The sequence below is a fragment of the Bradyrhizobium sp. NDS-1 genome (assembly GCF_032918005.1).
Lineage (GTDB): Bacteria > Pseudomonadota > Alphaproteobacteria > Rhizobiales > Xanthobacteraceae > Bradyrhizobium > Bradyrhizobium tunisiense.
In genome coordinates this window covers 1,681,321-1,701,852 of record NZ_CP136628.1, presented here as the reverse complement: position 1 = coordinate 1,701,852, position 20,532 = coordinate 1,681,321, and the positions used below count along the sequence as shown (strand labels likewise).

19 protein-coding genes are annotated in these 20,532 nt (G+C 63.8%); 7 read left to right on the top strand and 12 right to left on the bottom strand.

Annotation, left to right across the window (positions count from 1 at the left end):
- Positions 1-12: 12 nt before the first annotated feature.
- The 3 genes from RX330_RS08030 to RX330_RS08020 are packed head-to-tail and all read right to left on the bottom strand — an operon-like array spanning position 13 to position 3,889.
- Positions 13-2,325: a molybdopterin-dependent oxidoreductase gene (locus tag RX330_RS08030; RefSeq protein ID WP_317242643.1), complete on the bottom strand. Its 2,313-nt coding sequence runs from the start codon at positions 2,323-2,325 to the stop codon at positions 13-15.
- Complete coding sequence (locus RX330_RS08025; RefSeq protein ID WP_317242642.1) at positions 2,322-3,080, bottom strand: CoA transferase; 759 nt, start codon at positions 3,078-3,080, stop codon at positions 2,322-2,324. Before RX330_RS08025 ends, RX330_RS08030 begins: the two co-directional genes overlap by 4 nt.
- The gene (locus tag RX330_RS08020; RefSeq protein ID WP_317242641.1) at positions 3,080-3,889 is read right to left on the bottom strand and encodes a CoA transferase subunit A; all 810 of its coding nucleotides are present in this window, start codon (positions 3,887-3,889) and stop codon (positions 3,080-3,082) included. The genes RX330_RS08025 and RX330_RS08020 overlap by 1 nt, the downstream gene beginning before the upstream one ends.
- 243 nt (positions 3,890-4,132) lie before the next feature.
- Here RX330_RS08020 and RX330_RS08015 point away from each other — a divergent pair, with 243 nt between their 5' ends.
- The 7 genes from RX330_RS08015 to RX330_RS07985 all read left to right on the top strand — a co-directional run bounded on the left by RX330_RS08015 (position 4,133) and on the right by RX330_RS07985 (position 11,874).
- Positions 4,133-5,287, top strand: a complete 1,155-nt coding sequence (locus RX330_RS08015) for an ABC transporter ATP-binding protein (RefSeq protein WP_317242640.1) — start codon at positions 4,133-4,135, stop codon at positions 5,285-5,287.
- Positions 5,284-7,074, top strand: coding sequence for an ABC transporter permease subunit (locus RX330_RS08010; protein ID WP_317242639.1), 1,791 nt, complete (start codon positions 5,284-5,286; stop codon positions 7,072-7,074). The genes RX330_RS08015 and RX330_RS08010 overlap by 4 nt, the downstream gene beginning before the upstream one ends.
- Positions 7,071-8,201: an extracellular solute-binding protein gene (locus tag RX330_RS08005; RefSeq protein ID WP_317242638.1), complete on the top strand. Its 1,131-nt coding sequence runs from the start codon at positions 7,071-7,073 to the stop codon at positions 8,199-8,201. The genes RX330_RS08010 and RX330_RS08005 overlap by 4 nt, the downstream gene beginning before the upstream one ends.
- Before the next feature lie 114 nt (positions 8,202-8,315).
- Complete coding sequence (locus RX330_RS08000) at positions 8,316-9,128, top strand: IclR family transcriptional regulator (RefSeq protein ID WP_317242637.1); 813 nt, start codon at positions 8,316-8,318, stop codon at positions 9,126-9,128.
- Complete coding sequence (locus RX330_RS07995; protein WP_317242636.1) at positions 9,125-9,388, top strand: hypothetical protein; 264 nt, start codon at positions 9,125-9,127, stop codon at positions 9,386-9,388. Before RX330_RS08000 ends, RX330_RS07995 begins: the two co-directional genes overlap by 4 nt.
- 337 nt (positions 9,389-9,725) lie before the next feature.
- Positions 9,726-10,496, top strand: a complete 771-nt coding sequence (locus tag RX330_RS07990) for a response regulator (protein ID WP_212091763.1) — start codon at positions 9,726-9,728, stop codon at positions 10,494-10,496.
- 10 nt (positions 10,497-10,506) lie between these two features.
- The gene (locus RX330_RS07985) at positions 10,507-11,874 is read left to right on the top strand and encodes an ATP-binding protein (protein ID WP_317242635.1); all 1,368 of its coding nucleotides are present in this window, start codon (positions 10,507-10,509) and stop codon (positions 11,872-11,874) included.
- A 151-nt stretch (positions 11,875-12,025) separates the two neighbouring features.
- Here the strand turns inward: RX330_RS07985 and RX330_RS07980 are convergent, their stop codons facing one another.
- The 9 genes from RX330_RS07980 to fliD all read right to left on the bottom strand — a co-directional run bounded on the left by RX330_RS07980 (position 12,026) and on the right by fliD (position 20,481).
- Positions 12,026-12,937, bottom strand: coding sequence for a flagellin (locus RX330_RS07980; RefSeq protein ID WP_317242634.1), 912 nt, complete (start codon positions 12,935-12,937; stop codon positions 12,026-12,028).
- A gap of 12 nt (positions 12,938-12,949) precedes the next feature.
- Complete coding sequence (gene flgK / locus RX330_RS07975; RefSeq protein WP_317242633.1) at positions 12,950-14,725, bottom strand: flagellar hook-associated protein FlgK; 1,776 nt, start codon at positions 14,723-14,725, stop codon at positions 12,950-12,952.
- A gap of 19 nt (positions 14,726-14,744) precedes the next feature.
- Positions 14,745-15,209 carry a flagellar protein FlgN gene (locus RX330_RS07970; protein ID WP_135168687.1) on the bottom strand — a complete coding sequence of 155 codons (465 nt, stop codon included), beginning with the start codon at positions 15,207-15,209 and terminating at the stop codon, positions 14,745-14,747.
- Between the two features lie 9 nt (positions 15,210-15,218).
- Positions 15,219-15,479, bottom strand: coding sequence for a hypothetical protein (locus RX330_RS07965; RefSeq protein WP_317242632.1), 261 nt, complete (start codon positions 15,477-15,479; stop codon positions 15,219-15,221).
- 3 nt (positions 15,480-15,482) lie between these two features.
- Positions 15,483-16,748: a flagellar hook protein FlgE gene (gene flgE, locus RX330_RS07960; RefSeq protein WP_317242631.1), complete on the bottom strand. Its 1,266-nt coding sequence runs from the start codon at positions 16,746-16,748 to the stop codon at positions 15,483-15,485.
- Between the two features lie 31 nt (positions 16,749-16,779).
- Positions 16,780-17,448, bottom strand: coding sequence for a flagellar hook assembly protein FlgD (locus tag RX330_RS07955; protein ID WP_317242630.1), 669 nt, complete (start codon positions 17,446-17,448; stop codon positions 16,780-16,782).
- Positions 17,449-17,938: 490 nt separating this feature from the next.
- Entirely contained in the window at positions 17,939-18,211 is a 273-nt protein-coding gene (locus RX330_RS07950; RefSeq protein ID WP_212469918.1) for a hypothetical protein, read from the bottom strand.
- Positions 18,212-18,379: 168 nt separating this feature from the next.
- Entirely contained in the window at positions 18,380-18,793 is a 414-nt protein-coding gene (locus RX330_RS07945) for a flagellar export chaperone FliS (RefSeq protein ID WP_317242629.1), read from the bottom strand.
- Between the two features lie 14 nt (positions 18,794-18,807).
- A complete protein-coding gene (gene fliD, locus RX330_RS07940; RefSeq protein WP_317242628.1) occupies positions 18,808-20,481 on the bottom strand; it encodes a flagellar filament capping protein FliD in 1,674 nt (557 codons plus the stop codon).
- Positions 20,482-20,532 lie beyond the last annotated feature (51 nt).

Below are 20,532 nucleotides of genomic sequence, written 5' to 3'. Positions count from 1 at the left end.
TGCAAGCTCCTGTTAGACTGCCGCAAGCGCGACGAGCGTTTCTTGATAGGCCTCGAACGCATCGCGCCGATCGGCGGCGTAGGGCTCGACCCGCACCAGGCAGGTATGGGCCGAGCAGCCCTGGCCGAATTGGGATGTGCCGATATCGAGCGTGAGCACGTTCGGATTGCCCGCGACCTCCAGACCGCTATTGCCGGTCGGCGTGAACCAGGCGCCGGTCGGAAGCACCAGCACGCCTTGACGGACCTTGTCGGTGACCTCTGCCGTCGCGAGGCACTCGCCACGGCGGTTCCAGATGCGGATCGTCCGGCCGTCGGCGATGCCGAGTGCGGCCGCGTCGTCAGGATGAAGGCGAGCCTGTTCACGGCCATTGCGTTTCATGGCCCGGCTCGATGCGCCGGTTTCGAGCTGGCTGTGAAGACGGCCGGCCGGCTGGTGCGAGATGAGGTGCATCTGGCCCGCCTCGGCGGCGTTGCCCAGCCATTCAGCCGGCTCGATCCACGCGGGATGCGGGCGGCAATCGGCATAGTCCAGCCTGGCCAACGTCTCGCTGCCGAGGACGATCTTTCCACTCTCGGTTCTGAGTGGATGCGCCTCGGGCTCGTTGCGGAAGTCGGACAGGAACGTATGCCCTGCTTTGACCGGGCAGCGGGCATAGCCGGCCTCCCAGAACGCATCGAAATCCGGCATCGCGAAGCCGAAGCGCTGCGAGGCGTCGCTGCGGCAGGCTTCATAGAGATGGCGGACCCAGCCCATTTCGTCCCGGCCTTCGTTGAACCGATCGGCCACCCCGAGCCTGCCTGCGATCGCATTGAAGATCTCGAAGTCGGAGCGGGATTGGCCCAGCGGCTCGATCGCCTTCTTCATCGCCAGGATGAAATCCGAGCGCCTATTGCCGGCAAGATCGTTGCGCTCGATCGATGTGGTTGCCGGCAGCACGATGTCGGCCCGCTGGGCCGTCGCCGTGAACATCGGGTCCTGCACGATGATCGTTTCGGGCCTCGTCCAGGCTTCCGACAGGCGATTGAGGTCCTGGTGATGATGGTAGGGATTGCCGCCCGCCCAATACACCAGCCTCGTATCCGGATAGGTGCGGATCTCGCCTTCGTAGCTGAACGGCTTGCCGGGATTGAGCAGCATGTCGCTGATCCGCGCCACCGGAATGAAGCTGTCGATCGGTCTCGTCAGCTGTGAAATGGCAGGAGAGCGACCAAGGTTGAGCGGTGCCCCGACGCCGCCCAGGGAGGCGTAGCCGTAGCCGACGCCGCCGCCCGGCAACCCGATCTGGCCGACAACCGATGCAAGTCCGAGCGCCGCCCAGAACGGCTGTTCGCCGTGATGTGCACGCTGCAGGCTCCAGCTCACCGTCAGCATGCTCCGCGTGTCGACCAGGCGGCTAGCCAGCGCCGCGATCCTGTCCGCATCGAGGCCGCAGATGTTCGCGGCCCACGCAGCCTCCTTGCGCACGCCATCCGGCTTGCCTTCCAGGTAGCCAAGCAGACGATCCGCGCCGCTGGTGCAGCGCGCCAGGAAATCCGCATCGTGCCGGCCCGCCTTCACGATCTCGCCGGCAAGCCCGAGCATCAGCGCAGCATCCGTGTTCGGCCGGATCGGCCACCATTCGGCATCGACCCACTCCGGCAGGTCGTCCTTCAGCGGCGAGACGTGGATGACCTTGACGCCGCGTCCGACGATTTTCCTGAGATAAGTCTCGAGGCGATGGCTGCCAATTCCTCCGGCCTCGTTTTGCGCGGTTCGCGGCGAGAGAGCACCGAACACCACCAGCGTCTCGGTGTGCTGCGCGATCGTGTCGAGCGTATTGGCGTGGCCGCCGCATGCGTCGTCGCTGCCGAGCGTGTGGCGCAGGATCACGGGACCTGCCGCGATCGAATAGGTGTCGACGTGCCTGGTGAAGCCGCCCACCAGATTGAGCATGCGCTTCAGAAGCGAGGAAGCATGATGCAGGCGGCCGGAATTGGTCCAACCATAGGAACCCGCGAAGATCGACGCGTTGCCGAACGTACCGGCAACGCGGCGCACTTCGTCGGCGACCAGCGTCGTCGCCTCGTTCCAGCTGACCGCGACGAATTTCTCCCGGCCGCGTCCGCGGCGATCGCTCTTTTCGCGCTTGTCGAGCCAGCCCGAGCGAACCATCGGTCGCAGCACGCGCCGCTCGGGATTGGCCCATTCGGCAATGGAATGGATGATCGGGGAAGGTGCCGGATCGTGCTCGAACGGCTCGACACCGACGATGCGATCGTCCTCGACGAGAATCGTGTACGCACCCCAATGGCTGCAATGCGGAATCCGCTTGATCCTGCTCATGCGTCGACCGCCGCGAGATCGCGCCGCATCTGCGCGGCGAATTCGGGATAGGTCTCGGCGAGTTCGTCGAACACACGGCCGCGGAGCAGGTCGAGCGTCGATCGATCGGGCAGCGGGGTCTGCCGCGGCTCGGCATCATGGCCAAACCGGAATCCTGTCGCTTGCTTGATCTCCGCGAGATCGTGCCCGGGATGGACGCTCTCCAGGTCGAACCCCGGCCGCGTCTTGTCGAAGCGGAAGAGTCCCTTGCCGGTCAGGAGGGCAATGGGGCCGCCGCTCCGGAAGACCCCCTCGGGACTGACGCCCGGCGCGCTGATGAAGTCCACGTGCTCGACGAAGACACGGGGCGTATGCTCCTCGCGGAAGAGAATGACCCGCGGCACGACGAAGTAGAGATAGGCCGACCCGAACGAGCCGGGCCAGCGCACGCTGGAGCGCGGATAATCACCGGTGCCGACGAGGTTCACGTTGCCGAAGCCGTCGATCTGTCCGCCACCGAGGAAGAACGCATCGATCCGGCCCTGACCGGCACAATCGAACAGCTCCGCCGAACCGTTGGTGAAGAAATTATGCTCGACAGAGCCGAGAATGGAGATGCGTGGACCGACAGCGCCGCCCGCTTCCTTCATGGCACGCAGCAGCATCGCGCCGGCGGCAGGAATCGGAGAGGAGGCGCCTACGGCGACGTGCCTGACCCCGTCGAGCAGCCGCGCGATCGTGCAAATCAGCACTTCGCGGGGGAGGACTTCGGCCATCACGCGGGTTCCATCTGGGCCTGCGCCATATAGGCAGAGAAGCCGTCCGCCGTTCGCGCGGCCTTGGCATAGCGCGCGATCTCCGCGCTGTCGGCCGGATATTCACCCCACAGACCGTAGGGCCACGCCCCCTTCGGGGCGCGCGCAACTGCCGTGACGTAGAGTGCCGGCAGCACGCCGGCAGCGCTCATCTCGTCGGCAAGCAGATTTTGCTCGACGATTCGCTCCACCGTGACCAGAACGGTGCGAGAAGCGTAGGCCATTGCGGCGAGCTCGCGTCGACGGCCGATCCAGACATTGCCGAAGCGATCAGCCATGGGCACGTGGAAGATCGTGAGGTCCGGCTTGATGGCAGGAATCAGCACGATCGGATCGCCTCCATCCGCCAGCGGATTGTCGACGACGCGCCAATCGTCGCGATGGCGGAGCAGATCCGTTCCGATCAGCCCCCGGAGCGGCATGAAGGGGCTGCCCTTCTGCGCCGCCATCAGGCCGGCATGGATGGCAGGACACGTTGCGTCCTTCAGTCGAACGGCACCCTCCTTGACCGCAGCGTTGAACCGGGGCGCTGCACCGGCTTCACCCAGCGACACGGCGCTGGTTTCCACGGTCCGGACAAGACCGGCGCCGACAAGCTGGTCCACCTGCAATCCGCCGGTTGGCACGCAGACGAGATCGAGATTGCCCGCACCATGCTCGATGATGGGCCGCGTCATCGCCATGGAGACGCCGGCGTAGTCGACCGGGAGCGCTACACGCATGCCCGGCTCGATGTGCTTCGCCATTGCGCGAGGCTCGCTCAACACCATAATCCTCCCGTCTTGTTCTATATTGTAGAACGCTATTCCACGTTTATGTTAGGCGGATCCGGACGACACTGTCAATCTGACTTGGTCGGCGAAGCCTTTGGCTACAGGGGATCTCGCCTCCGCATGGGCCGCAGCGGGGCGCCATTGTTCCGCGAGCGGTCGGCTCGACTTGACAAGACGGCGCGCTGCGCCAACAATAATTGGAATAGTGTTCTACAATATAGAACAATCTGGGAGGAGAGAATGGGTGAGCCCGCGGCTCTGCGCGCAATGCGCTCCGGCGATGCGAACGTTGGGACGTCGCCGACCGGCCGCCGCCGGGAACGCGACGCCATCGGATCGAGCATCGCAGTTCGCGAGGCAGTGAAAAGATACGGCAGCTTCCACGCGGTCGACCGCATCAGCATCGACATCGAGCCGGGCGAATTCATCACGCTTCTTGGCCCTTCCGGCAGCGGAAAGACGACGCTGCTGAACCTCGTGGCGGGCTTCCAGAGCCTCGACAGCGGCGAGATCCTCGTCGACGGCAAGCCTGTCCACAACGTTCCGACGCACAAGCGCGGCTTCGGCATGGTGTTCCAGAGCTACGCGCTGTTTCCGAACATGACGGTCAGCCAGAACGTCGCGTTTCCGCTTCGCATGGCCGGTGTCGATCGGGCGACTGCGGAGCGACGCGTCGCCGAAACGCTGGAGATCATGCGGCTGACGGAGCATGCGACGAAGTCTCCTTCGCAAATGTCCGGCGGGCAGCAGCAGCGCGTCGCAATCGCCCGCGCGATCGTCAAGAGGCCCAAGGTCGTGCTGATGGACGAGCCCCTCAGCGCCCTGGACCGGCGGTTGCGCGAGCAGATCCAGATCGAGATCCGCGACCTTCACCGGACCATCGGCAGCACGATCCTGTTCGTCACCCATGACCAGGGCGAAGCCCTGACGATGAGCGACCGCATCGCGGTACTCAACGCCGGCAGGATCGTTCAAATCGGCCGCCCGGTGGACATCTACCGGCATCCGACCGATCGTTTCGTCGCCTCGTTCGTCGGCGAGAGCAATCTGATCGAGGCCGAGATTCTGCAGAAGCGCGGCTCGACGCTGACGATGAAGAATCGCGCAGGATACGTGTTCAGCGCCGAAAGCCGGGACACGATCGACGTTGGGCGCGCAACGGTGCTCGTGCGTCCGGAACGCATCGCCGTGTCGAACGAGCCGAGTGCCAACTCGACGCCCGTCAGCGTCACGTCTGCGATCTTCCTCGGCGAGATCCTGCGGATCGAGGCGCAAATGGAGGGTGGAGATCCGCTCCTGATCCGGTGCACCGACATGGCCGACCGGCCATTGCCGAACGTCGGGGATCGTCTGCATGTGAGCTGGGGCGCCGCGGACTGCTGGGTGCTTGCATGAACTCGGCATCGATCGGCCTCCAGGCAGACCGTCCCGCGAATCTCGATCTCGTGAGGAAGTTGAAGGACCCGGCGCTGCTGCTCCTACCTGCGCTCGCCTTCCTGGCCTTCATCTACTTGCTGCCGCTGATCGATCTCATGCGTATCAGCGTGAGCGGGCCGTCTTGGACGTCCTACTTCGAGCGGGTGTTCGCGATACCACTCTATTGGGATTCGCTCGTCCGCACGATGCAGATCTCAGTCACCGTTGCGTGCCTGTGCCTGCTGTTCGGATATCCGACGGCGCTGCTCATTCACCGCAGTCGCGGCATAGCGCAGGTCATGATCGCGACCGCGATCGTGCTGCCCTATTTCATCGCCATCCTGATCCGGACCTACGCCTGGATGGTCCTGCTCGGCCGCAACGGGCCGGTCAACAAGATGCTGGTGTCGATCGGCATATTGAGCGAGCCCGTGCAGCTTCTGTTCAATCGCGGCACGGTGCTTCTTGGCATGACGGCGGTGCTTCTGCCGTTGATGGTGCTGACGATCTATTCCAGCGTGGCGCGGCTCGATCAAAGCCTGACGCGCGCGGCACTGGCCAGCGGCGCCGGGCCCATTGCGGCTTTCTGGCGCGTGATGTTGCCCCTGACCTTGCCCGGCATGGGTGCCGGCTTCCTGCTCGTCTTCGTCGCCGCCATCGGATTCTTCATTACGCCGACCCTGCTCGGTGGTCCCGGCGACCAGATGTTTGCCATGCATATCACCCAGCAGGCGGACTCGGTCACCTCGGAGGGATTCCTGCAGGCGTTGGGTGTGGTGCTGCTGACGATCACTTTGGCCGTGGTCGCGGTGGCCGGACGCTTCCTCGGATTCGAGTTCATCTGGGGCGGCCGCAAGCTGACGGAGGCCACACCGAGGACGACAGACCGCCACGCTATCGATGCCAGCCGCCGCAGTCTCGGCGCCTCAGCTGCCGACGTGATCGGTTGGCCGCTTCTGAGGCTGTTCGGGCGGTTGCCGGCGAGCTTCGGGACCTGGACTGTCCGCCTCATGGGCGGACTGGTCATTGCCATTCTCATCCTGCCGATCATCGTGGTGATGATCATTTCCTTCAGCAGCGCAAGCTATCTGACCTTTCCGCCGCCGGGCTTCTCTTTGCGCTGGTACGATCAGTTCTTTTCCGATTCGAACTGGATGCGGGCGTTCTGGACCTCGTTGGTGGTTGCGGCGATGTCGGCGGGAATCGCGATCGTGCTGGGCGCGTCGGCCGCCCTCGGCATCGTCAGGAGCAGCATTCGCGGCAAGTCCACCATCATGCTGCTGCTCGTAAGTCCGATCATCGTGCCTCCGGTCGTGCTCGGCCTGTCGCTCTATAGCCTGTTCCTGCGTTTCGACCTGGTCGGCTCCGTCTTCGGCCTTGCCGCGGCACATGCGATCGGCGGCCTTCCCCTCGTCGTGGTGATCCTGTCCGCATCGCTTCAAGGCGTCGATACCAGGCTCGAACAGGCGGCTTCCGTCCATGGCGCGTCGTCCCTGACGGTGTTCCGCCTGGTGACTCTGCCGGCCATCATGCCGGGCCTGGCTGCGGCGACATTCTTCGCCTTCCTGCATTCGTTCGACGAGTTGGTGCTGACGCTGTTCCTGTCGAGCGCGGAGCTGAAGACGCTCCCACTCATGCTGTGGGGTGACGTCAATTATCGGCTCAATCCGGTGCTGGCCGTGGTCTCGACGCTGGAGGTGCTGCTGGTGGTCGCCGGGCTAGCTCTTGCACGACCGGTTCTCGCCACGTCGCGGAAGGCAACGTGACGCAGATCAAGTTTCAACTGGAGGAAGAGAAAATGCTGGGAATGAAACGCTTGCGACTATCGGCTTCCGTGCTGGCCTCGGCCCTGTTCGTCGCGATGGGGACAGGTCTGGCTCAAGCGCAGAGCAACGTCGTGATCATGCAGGACCCGGGCGGCGGTTATGGCGATGCATTGCGCAAGGTCATGTACGACCCCTTCGAGAAGGAGACCGGCATCAAGGTGGTCACCGTCCAGGAGGCCCGCAGCGGCCCACGCATCAAGGCCCAGGCCGAAGCCGGCAAGGCGCAATGGGACCTGACGTTCATCTTCGACCAGGAGACCAAGCTGCTCGGCGATTGCTGTCTGGCCGACATCGACTATTCCAAGCTGTCCGACGCGGCGAAGCAGACGCTGGCGGCAATGCCGGACAATTTGAAGCGCAAGAAGGGCGTGGCCTTGCAGGTGATTGGCGTCGGCCTCGTCTACAACAAGGACAAGTACAAGGGCGAGAACGTACCGACCAGCTGGGCCGACTTCTGGGATGTGAAGAAGTTTCCCGGCCGGCGCTGCATGCCCGCCTGGCCGCGTTTCGTATTCGAGGCGGCGCTGATGGCCGACGGCGTGGAGAAGAGCAAGCTCTATCCGATCGACATGGAGCGGGCGTTGAAGAAGGTCAAGGAAATCAAGCCGCACATCGCCAAATGGTGGACGACGTCCGCTCAGCCGCCGCAGCTCCTGCTCGATGGCGAGGCCGACATGTGCATGGCCTACACCGGCTCGATGAGCAAGCTCGCCCTGGAGGGCGCCCCGATCGAGCTGACCTTCAATCAGGGCTTCATCTACTACGACTTCTTCTCGATCCCAAAGGGAGCGCCGAACTATGATAACGCGCTGAAGCTGTTGTCCTGGCGGCTCGAACCCAAGCGCGCGGCGCAACTCACCTCGACCTTCCCGGTCGCCCTTCCCTCCCAGGTCGTGTTCGAGGCCGCGACCGACAAGAAGCTCGCGCGCTACTGGGCCAACAACCCGGACAACGTCTCGAAGGCGATCGAATGGAGCCCGGATTATTGGGGCGCGGCTTCGCCGGCCGGAAAATCCACCAATGAAGAGTACGGGCAGGAGAAGCTGAACGCCTTGCTGGCCCAGTAGGCAGGCTGATCGGCCCCGATCCGAACGGACCGGGGCCGATCCCCACACGCGGGCTGTTGCGGATCGCGCGACCATGCTAGACGCTGTGAAAGATCATTCTACTTTGGCTGGTGGATGGATAAGGCTTTTACTAAAGGGCTGCGTCTCCTGGAAGCACTTGCTCTGAGCGAGCAGCCCCGCGGGGTCACGGATCTCGCGAGCGAGCTGAAGCTCACCAAGAGCAACGTGCATCGGCTGTTGATGACGTTGCAGTCCCAGGGCTATGTGCGCCAGATCCCCCCGCATAGCACCTACGAGCTCACGACCAAGATCTGGGCGCTCGGCAGCCACGTCATCCACCGGATGGATCTCATCAACATCGCGCGACCGGCAATGACGAAGCTTGCCGAGATCACCGGCGAAACCATCCATCTGTCGGTGCTCGAGGACACCGACGTCGTCTACGTCGACAAGATCGAAAGCGCTCACCACATCCGCGCTCATACGAGCGTGGGGATGCGCGCCCCCGCCTTCACCATGGCGACCGGAAAGGCGATGCTCGCGCATATGCCCGATGACTATCTGGAACGATTTCGCCCGCATCTCAGGCGTTACACGGAATCGACGCGAACAACGATCGAGGAACTGCGGGAGGACATCGATCTGGCGCGCGCGCAGGGCTATTCTTCCGTGCTGCACGGCGAATGGCGCGAGGGCATCGCGGCCTGCGCTTGCGCGATCCTCGGCCGTTCGGGCGAACTCGTCGGAGCGATCGGCATGTCGGGCCCCGACAGCCGCATCAAGCGCAAGCAGATCAAGGAATATTCGGTTCACGTGATGGAGGCAGCCAGAGCCATCGGCGCTGCGCTCGGCTATTCCAGTAGGCCGGCGGCGTACCCCGCGGTGAGAGGCGATTCTACAATGTCACAACTACGACGCGCCCGTTGATTTTGCTGCCACAATTTCTGCGGCGGTGCACCGGGCAATGCCAGCATGACGAAGTCGCGCGCTCGCGTGCTGGGCCCGAGGTGCGGGTGCTCGCGGTCGCGCCCGGCGTGGTCGACACCGCCTTCGTTCCCGGCCGCGGCGCGGACTTCAATGCCAAGACCGCCAACACCACGCCGCTGAAGCGGATCGCGTTACCTATTGCAGTTCGCTCCGCGTGCGGGAAGAGGTTGGACGCATCGCCAGATGCGTTCCGGTTGTAGTACATTGGCGCAACGTTGAAGAAAGCCCTTGCACGGTAGGTCGAAGGCGAACTCCAGGCCGATCACGCCTACCACCTCGGCGGCACTTTCATCCACTAGACATCATGAGCTTCTCCCGACAGCCCAAACCGGCGGAAGCCGCCGGAATCGAAGTCATGATGGGCGCTATTGGGTATGCGGCGTTTCTTGGTCGATAGCGGCACCGTATCGTTAGGCCTCTCAACGACACCTTGCCGTTCCACGGCCCGGCATTGCCGGGCCTGTCGAGATCGCGTCCAGAAACAATCTGAAACAAAAATCTCCGCCATTTGGTCCGAATCTTGGACAAACAAGTCACATGGCCATTCTCAATCCCAACATCCTCGTCGTCGAGGACGACCGCGAAACCCGGACGTTGATTGCGAAGTACCTGCGCAACAACGCCTGCAACGTCACAGCCGTGAGCGACGGCCGCGAGATGTCCCGCGCCATGACCGATCACCGCGTCGACCTCATCATCCTCGATGTCATGCTGCCGGGGGAGGACGGCCTTAGCCTTTGCCGCAGGGTTCGCGCCGAATCGCAGACGCCGATCATCATGCTGACCGCGCGCGGCGAAGACGTCGATCGCATCGTTGGTCTCGAGATGGGCGCGGACGACTATCTGCCCAAACCCTTTAACCCGCGGGAGCTGCTCGCCCGCATCAACGCAGTGCTTCGCCGCCAAGCCGCCGCGCAAGCGGCCAGCGCGGTCCAAGGCGCAAGCACGCTTGCCTTCGAAGGCTGGCGCATCGATCTGCGGCTGCGCGAATTGCGCAATCCGGACGGCGCGCGCGTCGCGGTAACCAGCGCCGAGTTCGATCTGCTCAGGACGTTCTGCGAACGGCCCGGCCGCGTGCTATCACGCGACAGCCTGCTCGACCTCACGCAGGGCCGCAACGCCGGCTCGTTCGAGCGCTCCATCGACGTGCTGGTCAGCCGCATCCGGCGCAAGATCGAGCCCAATCCGGCCGATCCTACCATCATCAAGACGGTGCGCTCGGGCGGTTATCTGTTCACACCACGAATCGAGCTCGCGGGAACTGAGGCAGCAAGCCCCGAGGCGGTCGCAAGGCCCCTGAGCAGCTGACGGGGAGACGATGAAGCCGTTCTCGTTCCTCCACCTCAAGGGCATCGGCGGGCAGATCGCCGCGCTGGTGCTGGCCTCGACCGTCGCGCTCCATCTCGTCGTCACCACCGCCTTTCTGATCAGCCGGCCGGACCGCCCTGACGCCTCGCCTGAAGGGGCGCATCAACTGGCCGATGCCGCACTGCTGCTTGGTGCCGCGGAGGCGAGCGAGCGTCCGCGCCTGCTTGCCGATCTTGCGCGCGCCTTCCCCGGGCTCGGCATCGAGATGCTGGCGCCCGCCACGGCAAATCTCGAGGAGAGCGACAGCCTGCCGCTGCGCGCGATGCATCGCCATCTCGGCCGCGCCTACAATACGGGACTGCTGGCTTCAGGCGGCATCGAGCCCCGTATCGGCGTGCAACTGCCCGACGGTACCGTGATTGCGGGCCATGCCGATGGCGGCCCGCGACCGCGGTTCTGGGGCGGACCCTGGCTGATGGCGCTGATGAGCACCTTCATCTGCGTCACCGTGCTCGGCCTGTGGGCGGCGCGCGCGCTGACGCGGCCGCTGTCGTCCTTTGCCGAGGCGGCGGAGAATTTCAGCCTCGACGGCACCGCCGAACCGCTGCCCGAGCGCGGCCCAGAGGAGATCCGCGCGGTGGCGCGCGCACTCAACCGCATGCAGGAACGGATCGCGCGGCTGATGTCGGATCGCACGCGGATGCTGGCCGCGATCAGCCACGACCTGCGTACGCCGATCACGCGGCTGCGCCTGCGCGCCGAATTCATCGAGGACGAGGGCAACCGCAAGCACATGCTGATCGACCTCGACCAGATGCGCTCAATGCTCGAATCGGTCCTTTCGCTCTTGCGCGACGACCGCAAGATCGAAGCCGTGACGCTAGTCGATATCGCGAGCACACTGCAGCTCGTCGCCGACCAGTTCGGCGACATGGGCCATGTCGTGTATTATGACGGGCCAGCTTCCGCGAGCGTCGTCGTACGGGCCGACGACTTGCATCGCGCCGTCACCAACCTCGTCGAGAACGCGGTCCGATTCGGCGCAGAAGTGAAGATCCGTCTCAAGATATCGGGCACAGGGCTCGTCATCGACGTCGAGGACGACGGTCCCGGCATTTCGGATGCACGCAAGCAGGAGATGCTGGAGCCGTTCGTGCGCGGCGACAATGCGCGCACCATGGACGACTCCACCGGCTTCGGGCTCGGCCTCTCGATCGCGCGTGCGATCGCGATCGCCCATGGCGGCGAGCTGTCGCTGCACGACCGCAAGCCGCATGGGTTAATCGTGCGGATGCAACTGCCTGTGAAGCAGCAGAACTCCACATCAGCGCCAATGTGCGATCGACCAGTTTCTGGTCGAGAGAGCCTTCTTTTTTGATCAGCCTCCGGCCCGAGCGGATCGGCTTACATTTTTCATTTGGATTCCCATTTGCTCATCGGGTATTCGATCTGACTCCCCTGGAAGGGTTCCGGACCATCCGGTCGAGCCCCAGCGACTCCCTCTATTACCGAACGAACCCGGCCCTTGTTCACTTCAGATAACTCGCAAGATTCAGGCTCAAGATCTTCCCGAGAGCAGAATAGGACGCCGTGAGTTGCGTCTCGTAAGTCGAAAGCTGCGCCGTAATGGCGGCGACGTCGACGCTGGTCAGGTCATTCGACAAGGTCTCCGCGTAACTCTTGTAGTCGGCCTGGCGAGCGCTCGCGGTCTCGATCGATGACGCGGCGCCGGACAGCTTTGCCTGCACGGCAGCGGTGTCGTCGAGCGCCGTGCTGGCGAGATCCAGCGCGCTGGTGATATCCGCAGACGACAGCGTCGTGCTGTTGGCCACGAACTTCAGGACGCGCATCACCTCCTCGAACGCCGAATTATCCGCGGTGACGCCGTATGATACGGTTTCATTGGCGTCAACCCGTACCGAGGCGATCTCGCTGTCGCCTTTGTAGTAGCTGGTGTCCGCAGTCGTGGTCGAACCAGTACCAGACGAAAAGCTCGTGAGATCGACCGGAGCCGTATCGGTCTTGCCGCCGGCAAACACGTATTGGCCATCATACTGCGTGTTCATCAGCGAGCCCATCTGCTCCAGCATCTGCTGGGCTGAGCTGATCGCCGAGTTCACCTCGGTCGAGCTCCCGGTCGAGGCGGCGCTGAGCTGGGAGCGCAGCTGCGTGAGGATGTCGGTCACCGAGCCGACCGCCGAATACATCACCTGGACCTTGCTGCCGGCGAGCGTAGCCGCGTCGATATAGGATTGCGCGCGCGTCACCGAGACCTGAAGGTTGATGACGTGCTGGGCGTCCGCGCCATAGCCGCCGAAATCCGTCGAGACGACGCCCGTCGATTCCTGGATCTGGTTGGTGGCCATGACCGATTCCACGCGCATGACGTCGGCGATCATCCTGTTCGACTGGGCGAAGGTGGCCACCCTCATCGCGACCATAACCGTACCCCCTTACGTCGACTGCACGGCGGTGAGCAGCGCCGAATACATGGAGTTGATGGCCTGGATCAGCGCCGACGCCGCCGAATATTTGTTCTGGAGCGTGCTCAAATTGGCCGTTTCCTCGTCCAGATTGACGCCAGACTGCGACGACAGCGAATTCGCATAGGTCGACTGCGCGGTCTCCTTGGCGGTATAATCCGTGGAGGCCTGCGAAGCCTTGCTCGAGACGTGGGAGACGATGGCCGAGGCGTAGTCGGCGAGCGACCCGGTGCTGGCGGCGAGCCCGCCCGTCGATGCAAACGTCTGCGAGGCCGTCAACGCATCGTAGAAGGCATTGATCACGGTGGCGGAACCGGACGACAGCACCGAACTTCCGACAGTCAGGCTCGACGACGAGTCCAGCGTCGCAAGCTGGAGCTCGTTCGTGCCGGACAGAATCTTGCTGTCGACCGCGATGTCCGAAGCGCTCGTTCCCGTCACCAGATCGTTGAGGCCGAAATATTCGGAGAATCCCTCGCTGGAGCTTCCGACCGAGCTCGTCATCTCGTTGATGGCGACGCCGTTGCCGGAGCCGGTCGCCGTGATCGAGAGATGGCCATCCGAATCGATCGAGGCGGACAAGCCGGAGATGCCGTTGATGGCGGTGACGAGATCGCCGACCGTCGCGTAGGACGACAGGTCGAGATCGGCGTAGGAGACCAGGTTGCCGCTCTGGTCGGTGGCCGCGATGCGCACCGAGCCAGAGGCGGACAGGGCAGAACTGCTGGTGACGGCCGTCGTCCCCGTCAGGCTGGTCGGCGCCGGCACCGAAGAGGCGCTGTTCGAGACGTTGTTCATCACGGACGCCAGCTGCTGCGCCAGCTGGTCGAGCTGGGACTGCGCGTCCGGCAGAGTGTCGTCACGGAGCGTGATGAGTGCGCCGATATCCCCACCGGTGATCTGGGAGGTGATGTCCACCCCGTTCACGGTGATCGCGCTGAAGCCGCTCGACGAGGAGCCGGCGGTGTAGGTCGTTGACGCCGTCACATTGGACGCAGCCGTATAGCTGATCGTATGCGCGGAACTGTCGACCAGTGCCTGGCCTGATTTGGTGTAGATCTGTATGTCGCCGTTCGAAGCGGTGAAGTAATTGATGTTCATCTTCGAGGCGAGGTCCTGAAGCGCGGTGTTGCGCTGGTCCTCGAGGTCGGCGGTGGACTGGCCGGAGGCGGCCGTCTGCTTGATCTGGGTATTCAGATCCGCGATCTGCTGCAGGTCCGCGTTGACGTCGTCGATCGAGGACGCGATGTCCAGATCGGCGTCCGACCGCAGCTTCTGGATCCCGCTGGAGGTCTCCCGCAACTGGCTCGCGACGTCGTCGAGCGCGCTGACGGCGTTGGATTGCAGCGAGGCGCTGCTGGGCGTGCTCGCCAGCGACGACAGCGCCGATTCCAGCGAGGCGATGCTGTTGGCGAGCGAGGTCCCGGACGAGGAATCATCGCTGCTGCTGATCGAGCCGTAGAGCTGCTGGAGCGACGTCAGGTAGGTGTTGGTGGTGTCGGCCGCGCCGAGCTCGGAATCCGCGCTGACCAGCGACTTCAACAGCAGCTTGTCGACGGTCGAGGTGATGCCGGTCACCGTGACGCCGGTGCCGACGCCGTTGGTGACGCTGCTCGACTGGGTCGCGGACTTCCTGGTATAGCCCGTCGTGTCGGCGTTCGAGATGTTCGACGACGTCACGCTGATCTGCACGGACGTCGCAGACAGCCCGGTGAATGCAACCGATCGAGCGATATCGAGCGACACGGCGGCTTCCCCCGTTCCGTCAGGCGCTGCGGCTGGTGCCGCTGGACACCGCACGGGCAGCAGCGACGCGGCCGGATGCACCGTAGGGCGAAACGGCGACGATCTGCTCGCGGATCGCCTGCATGACGGCCTCGATCCGGCGGTTGCTGGCCTCGATCGCAGCGCGCAGACGCACCAGATTCTCGTCCATCTCCGCCCGCAGCCTCAGGATCCGCTCCAGCAGCTGCTCGCGCAGGATCCGGTCCCGCACCGTCAGGCTGGTCGTTCCTGCCGCGCACTCGGCAACGGTTCGCTCGAAGATCTCCGCCAGCTTGTTCTTCTCGTCGACCTGCTTCAGGCGCGAGGCCGGCAGGCCCTTTGCAAGCTCCGCGTTCTCCTCCGCGATCAATGCAGTCAGGGTGTCGATCAGCGTGATCAGCGACTTGATTCGGGCATCGCCGTTCACGGCGCTCGTCCTTGTGGCTTGGGCTACAGTCATGGTCATCGCCTTCTTCTAGTTATTCCGTTTGCCGCGGCCGCCTTGCGAGTTGCGCAGGTAAGCGCCGATCGCGGCCGTCCTGGCAGTCGTTTGCCGCATCTCACCGTCGATCTCCGCGGCTTCCCGCACGAGGCCACGCCGCGTCGTTTCCACGTCGTCGAGCAGCACGAGCAACTGCTTGCGGTCGCTGCCCTTGACGGTTGCGACCCGTGCCATCAGCCGCTTGAGCCGGCGCAGCAGCGCCTCCCCAACGGCGTTCGCTTGCTCACCGCGCATCGTTCACCTCATCGCCGAGATCAGGGTGTCGTACATCTCGTTGACGGTGGAGATGATCTGGGACGCAGCGGAATAGGCCTGCTGCGCCGAGATCATGTCCGAGAACTGGCTGGAGGTGTCGGTGGTCGATGATTCCAGCTCGCTGCCGTAGATCGTGCCCGCGCCGTTCTCCCCAGAGCCCTGCAGCGCGGCATTGCCCGACGTCACGGTCGCTGAATAGATGCCGTTGCTGGAGGCGGCGAGTCCGCTCGGATCGGCGAAGGTCGCCACCGCGATCTTGTAGATCGCGATGCTCTGGCCGTTGGAATAGGTCGCGTTGACGAGGCCATCGTCACCGATCGAGATGCTCGACAGCTTGCCGTAGGACAGGCCATCCGAATCGATGCTGGTGACGTTGACTGATGGCGTGGTTTCGCCCGACGCATATTGCGTGAGGCCGTCGGTCTTGCCGGCGGTTCCGAGATTCATGGTGATGGTGCTGTTCGCCGCACCGTCGGTCCAGCCGGTGATCGAGACGGTGGCCGGATTCGGGCTGGTACTGGCGAGCGAACCGTCGCTGTTGAAGGTGATGTCGATCGTGCCCGAGGCCGTGCCTGTTGCGGTCGTGGTGTCCGAGGTCGAGGTCGGATTGGCGAAGCTCGCGCTCCAGGTGTTGGTGCCCGTCTTGGTCCAGGTGACCTGCATCGAATTCGAGGCGCCGAGCGAATCGTAGACCGTCATCGAGCTGGTGTAGGTGGCGCCGGTCGCGGCATCCGACGGCAGGTTCGCCGCGATGGTGGTCTTTGTGGTGGCGCTGCCGCTGGTCGAGGCGACCTGGGTGTTGATGGCCTCCAGATTGCTCGCCGACTCGCTGCCGACGACGTCGCCGTCCGCGTCGGTGCGCCAGCCCTCGAGGTAGTAGCCGTTGTTCTGGAGATAGCCGGCATTGTCGGTGGTGAAGGCGCCGTTACGGGTGTAGGCGACCGTGCCGCCTGACTTGGCGTCGGTCACCACGAAAAAACCCGAGCCCTGGATCGCGACGTCCGTGGCGTTGGAGGTCGCGGCGAGCAGGCCCTGCTGGGTGATGTTGGCGCGGCCCGAGACGGTGACGCCGCCAGAAGCGTAGGAGGTCGTATTGCTGGAGGCGGTCACGAGCGCGTCGAACATTCCCGACGTGGTCTTGTAGGCAGTCGTGTCGGAATTGGCGATGTTGTCGCTGATCATCGACAGGGACTGGCTCTGGGCACTGAGCGCCGAGATCGCCGATGACAATGCGCCGGTGAGACTCATGATGAAGCTCCGAGGAAATCAGGATGTGAGATCAGGATGTGACGCCGAGGATGTTGGCGGCGCTGACCGCGACGCCGTTCACCGTGAGCGAGGGCGTGGACGTCGAAGTGTCGATGCCGGTCACCGTGCCGGTGACGGTGGTGTAGTTGAGCACCGAGTTGCCGGCGGTGTCCGTCGCCGTCACCGATATGCTGTACTGGCCGCCATCGGAGAGCTGATTGCCGCTGGAATCCTTGCCGTCCCAGGTGAAGGTGTTCGAACCCGAGTTTCCCGTCCCGGCGCCGGTGTAGACGACGTTGCCGGAGGAATCCGAGATGCTGATCGAGACGTCCGAAGCGGTCGACGACAGCGAGTAGCCATAGGTCGCCGAACCGTTGCTCAAGGTCGCCGTATCGGACTTCGCCTCGACAGTGTGGCCGATGTAGTTCACCGAGTTCAGCGTCACGAGGCTCGAGAACGAACTCGCCAGCGACGACAAGTTGGAGTTGATCGACTGCTGCGAGGTGAAGTTGGCGTAGGACGTGAGCTGATTGACGAGGTCGGTGGTCGAGGTCGCATCCAGCGGATTCTGGTTCTGCAGCTCGCTGACCAGAATGCTCAGAAAATCGCTGGATGTCAGCGTCGAGTTGGACGACGTGCTCGACGATGACGATGTCGTGGTGGTCGCAGTCGTTGCAGAACTCACGGTGGAAACGGTCATCGGAAACTCCGGCCTTCTCTTGCTCCCGGCGACCAGTGTCGGCTCGCGGCGCTTGAAATCTGTGTGCTGATGAAACGGCTGACCGCGCGGATTCAGGCGCCGATTCACGCGCGCGAGAACGGCATTCGACACGGCAAAATCTGCCGTGTGCGCGTCTTAAACGAGCGCTGAGTTCGAGTTGATTTGGCGCGGCGGTGGCAGTGCACTGCCTCGCTCCACTCGCGGGGAGAGGCAGGGCTATCGCATATGACTTGTGGCGGCGGCCTGCGCGCACGCCTCGTCCTTCGAGACGACGCTTACGCGCCTCCTCAGGATGAGGCTAATCAGCATTAGTGCTCGTTGAAACTGCTGCCGCGCACTCCGCCCTCATCCTGAGGAGCCCGCCCAAAGGGGGCGTCTGGAAGGATGGCCGCGGAAAAAAACTCCCAAATGCGATTACCCTGCCGCAAGCGGGGCGAGGTGAAGGAAGCGACGATTCAGAGCAGAGCGCTCAGCTCCCCGCCGTCTCGCCTTCGGTGCGCGGCTCGGCGGCGTCATCTTTCATTCTCGCGGCCGCAGCGACAATGCGGTCGGCGAGGCCTGCCGGCGCGCGCACCGGCGGTGCCGCGAGCGCGAGGCGCAGGGCGCGCGCCTCTTCCAGCAGGGCTTGCGCGGCCGACGATCGTGACAGCAGCTCTTCGGCGGGCAAACGCCGATCGTCGGGCCAGAGGGAGAGATCCTCGCCCAGCCGATCGATCAGTTCCTCAAACTCGATGACGTCCATCGCCCGCCGATCCCGCCTCGGTCAGGCTGTCATAGAGCATTGCAAGCGCTCCGAAAACCGGATTTCAGCGGCTTCGCGCGCGAAATGTGCCCGCAGCACTACGGAAGCGGTGGAAACGGCGACCGTTCCGGTGCCCGCCCTCCCCGCGTCGCGGGGGAGCAGGCGGCTTCAGCCCTTGCGGGCCGAATCGACCGGTCCAGGCTTGCTGCTCCGCACGGTCGTGTCGACGAACTCCCAGGCCTCCCGCAGTTCGGTCAGCCCGACGATGATGCGGCCGAAATTTTGCCGGGCGTGCGGACGGCCAAAGGCCCGGTGGCTCGCCAGGATCATCGCGTGGTAGGTCTGGAACAGCCGCTCCGCCACGTCGCCGCCTCTGGCGAAATCGAGGTTGTGGCTGAGCCCACGCAGGATCGAGGTCGCCTTCATCAGGTGCTCGTGCCCTTCCTCGAAACGCCTTGCCTCCTGGGCGGCGAGCGATCTCTGGAGAGAGATGATCGTGCCGCCGAGCAGCATGGAGACCGCCTTGAGCGGCGGCACGGTCGTTGCCGTCCCCCGATAGGCCTGGTTGGCCATGTACGCCATCGGATTATGCATCGTCAATCACTCGAGTTGAGCAGGGCCTTGAGATAATCGAGCGTGCTGCTCGCACTCTCGATCGCGGCTTGGTACTTCGCGTACTGCGTCTGCAGCTGCGATTGCAGCGTCGCCGCGGCGCTGTTGATGTCATCGACCTTTTGCTGGAGCTCCTCGTCGCGCGTCGTCAGACTGGTGATCTGCGTTTGCAGCGCGCCAGTCGATGACGAATAGTCCTTCGCAAGCTGGTAGATCTGCGATGCAATCCCGGTGCTCGAGGTGACCGTGATCGACTGCGAAGTCGAGCCGCTATAGGTGAAGGCCATGCCGGCATAGATCGAACCGGACGCGCCGATGATCGTGGTGCCGCTGACCGTAAACAGCGAGGAGTCGCCGCCGACAGAGGCCGAGGACAGGTTGCCGTCGGAATCGACGGTCAGCTCCAGGGTGAAGGATTGCGGCGACGTCCCGGTGTTGACGACGCTGAGCTGGCTCGACGATGTCGTGGTTTGCGCCGACAGCAGCTTGGTCACGCCGCTCAGGTTAGTGCTCAGGATCTCCGACAACGTGCTGGTGTCGAGCTCGAGCTCGTTCTTCTCGTTGAAGGATAGGCCGAGATCGGCCATCGTCATGCCGCCCACGGTGCTGTTCAAGGCGTTCTGGAGCGCATCCATGATGTTGCGCATGGTTCCGTCGCCGAACAGGACCGCGCTCGAATCTGCGGTGCCGTCGGTCGTGGTCGTCTGCTGGGCGATGACCTCGTCGCGAAAGGCATTGTAGTTGGTGACGAAGGTCTCGAGCGCCGCTTGGATCTGGCTGGTGTCGGTCTCGATACTGATGTTCAGCGAGGTTCCGTCCGGGGTCGCCTGGAGCAGGCTGAAAGTGACCCCGCTGAGAACGTCGGTGATGTCGTTGGTGTCGCGCGTCATCGAAATGCCGTCCAACGTGAATTCGGCCGACTGCGCCTCCTGGATCACGTTGGTAAAGCTGCCCGAGCCGTCGGTCACGCCGAGCTCGTTCATGATGTCGTCGCCGGATGTGCTGGAATAGGTGATGTCCACCGCATCCGCGGTGCCGGTCAGCACCATCTGGAATGACGTGCTGGATACCTGCACGATGGAGGCCTGGACGTTGGTGGTCGAGGTCTGCGCATTGATGGCATCGACAATGTCCTGGAGCGACATCGTGCTGGTGACGGTGATGTCGGACGTAGCCCCGCCGTCCAAACCGATGGAAAACGTGCCGGAATAGCCGAGCTCGTCGGTCTGGCTCGATTGCGAGGTGCCGACCACCTTCTGTGCGGCCGCGAGCTGACTGATCGACAATGTATGGTCGCCGATCGCCGCCCCGTTCTTGATCGTCATGGAAAGCGCCGAGGAGGCACTCACGTCTCCGGTCGAGCTGATGCTCGCCGCGCGCGTCGCGAATGCGCTGGTGGAGAGCGAATTGACCACCGCCGTGGATAGTGAAGACAAGCCGGAATACAGCGTCTCCAGATCGCTCTGAAGCGTCTGATAGGCCGAGATCTTGGCCTCGTTGTTCGTGATCGTGGTCGAGATCGTATCCGCCTGCGCGGTCTTCGCGTCCACGGCGGACTGTATCAGCGCTGACCAGTCGATACTGCTCGAATTGGTCGACCCGCTCGTGGTGACGGTGACACCCGAGCTTGCGCTGCTGGTTGAGCTGACGCTGGCCACTTTGGTTGCCTATTCCCTGGCAGTGAGCGGGCCGGCCTCATGCCGGCCCGC

Coding starts and splice junctions, on each gene's coding strand:
- RX330_RS08030 (WP_317242643.1), bottom strand. CDS start 2,325: ATGAGCAGGATCAAGCGGATTCCGCATTGCAGCCATTGGGGTGCGTAC.
- RX330_RS08025 (WP_317242642.1), bottom strand. CDS start 3,080: ATGGCCGAAGTCCTCCCCCGCGAAGTGCTGATTTGCACGATCGCGCGG.
- RX330_RS08020 (WP_317242641.1), bottom strand. CDS start 3,889: ATGGTGTTGAGCGAGCCTCGCGCAATGGCGAAGCACATCGAGCCGGGC.
- RX330_RS08015 (WP_317242640.1), top strand. CDS start 4,133: ATGGGTGAGCCCGCGGCTCTGCGCGCAATGCGCTCCGGCGATGCGAAC.
- RX330_RS08010 (WP_317242639.1), top strand. CDS start 5,284: ATGAACTCGGCATCGATCGGCCTCCAGGCAGACCGTCCCGCGAATCTC.
- RX330_RS08000 (WP_317242637.1), top strand. CDS start 8,316: ATGGATAAGGCTTTTACTAAAGGGCTGCGTCTCCTGGAAGCACTTGCT.
- RX330_RS07990 (WP_212091763.1), top strand. CDS start 9,726: ATGGCCATTCTCAATCCCAACATCCTCGTCGTCGAGGACGACCGCGAA.
- RX330_RS07985 (WP_317242635.1), top strand. CDS start 10,507: ATGAAGCCGTTCTCGTTCCTCCACCTCAAGGGCATCGGCGGGCAGATC.
- RX330_RS07980 (WP_317242634.1), bottom strand. CDS start 12,937: ATGGTCGCGATGAGGGTGGCCACCTTCGCCCAGTCGAACAGGATGATC.
- RX330_RS07970 (WP_135168687.1), bottom strand. CDS start 15,209: ATGACCATGACTGTAGCCCAAGCCACAAGGACGAGCGCCGTGAACGGC.
- RX330_RS07965 (WP_317242632.1), bottom strand. CDS start 15,479: ATGCGCGGTGAGCAAGCGAACGCCGTTGGGGAGGCGCTGCTGCGCCGG.
- flgE (WP_317242631.1), bottom strand. CDS start 16,748: ATGAGTCTCACCGGCGCATTGTCATCGGCGATCTCGGCGCTCAGTGCC.
- RX330_RS07955 (WP_317242630.1), bottom strand. CDS start 17,448: ATGACCGTTTCCACCGTGAGTTCTGCAACGACTGCGACCACCACGACA.
- RX330_RS07950 (WP_212469918.1), bottom strand. CDS start 18,211: ATGGACGTCATCGAGTTTGAGGAACTGATCGATCGGCTGGGCGAGGAT.
- RX330_RS07945 (WP_317242629.1), bottom strand. CDS start 18,793: ATGGCGTACATGGCCAACCAGGCCTATCGGGGGACGGCAACGACCGTG.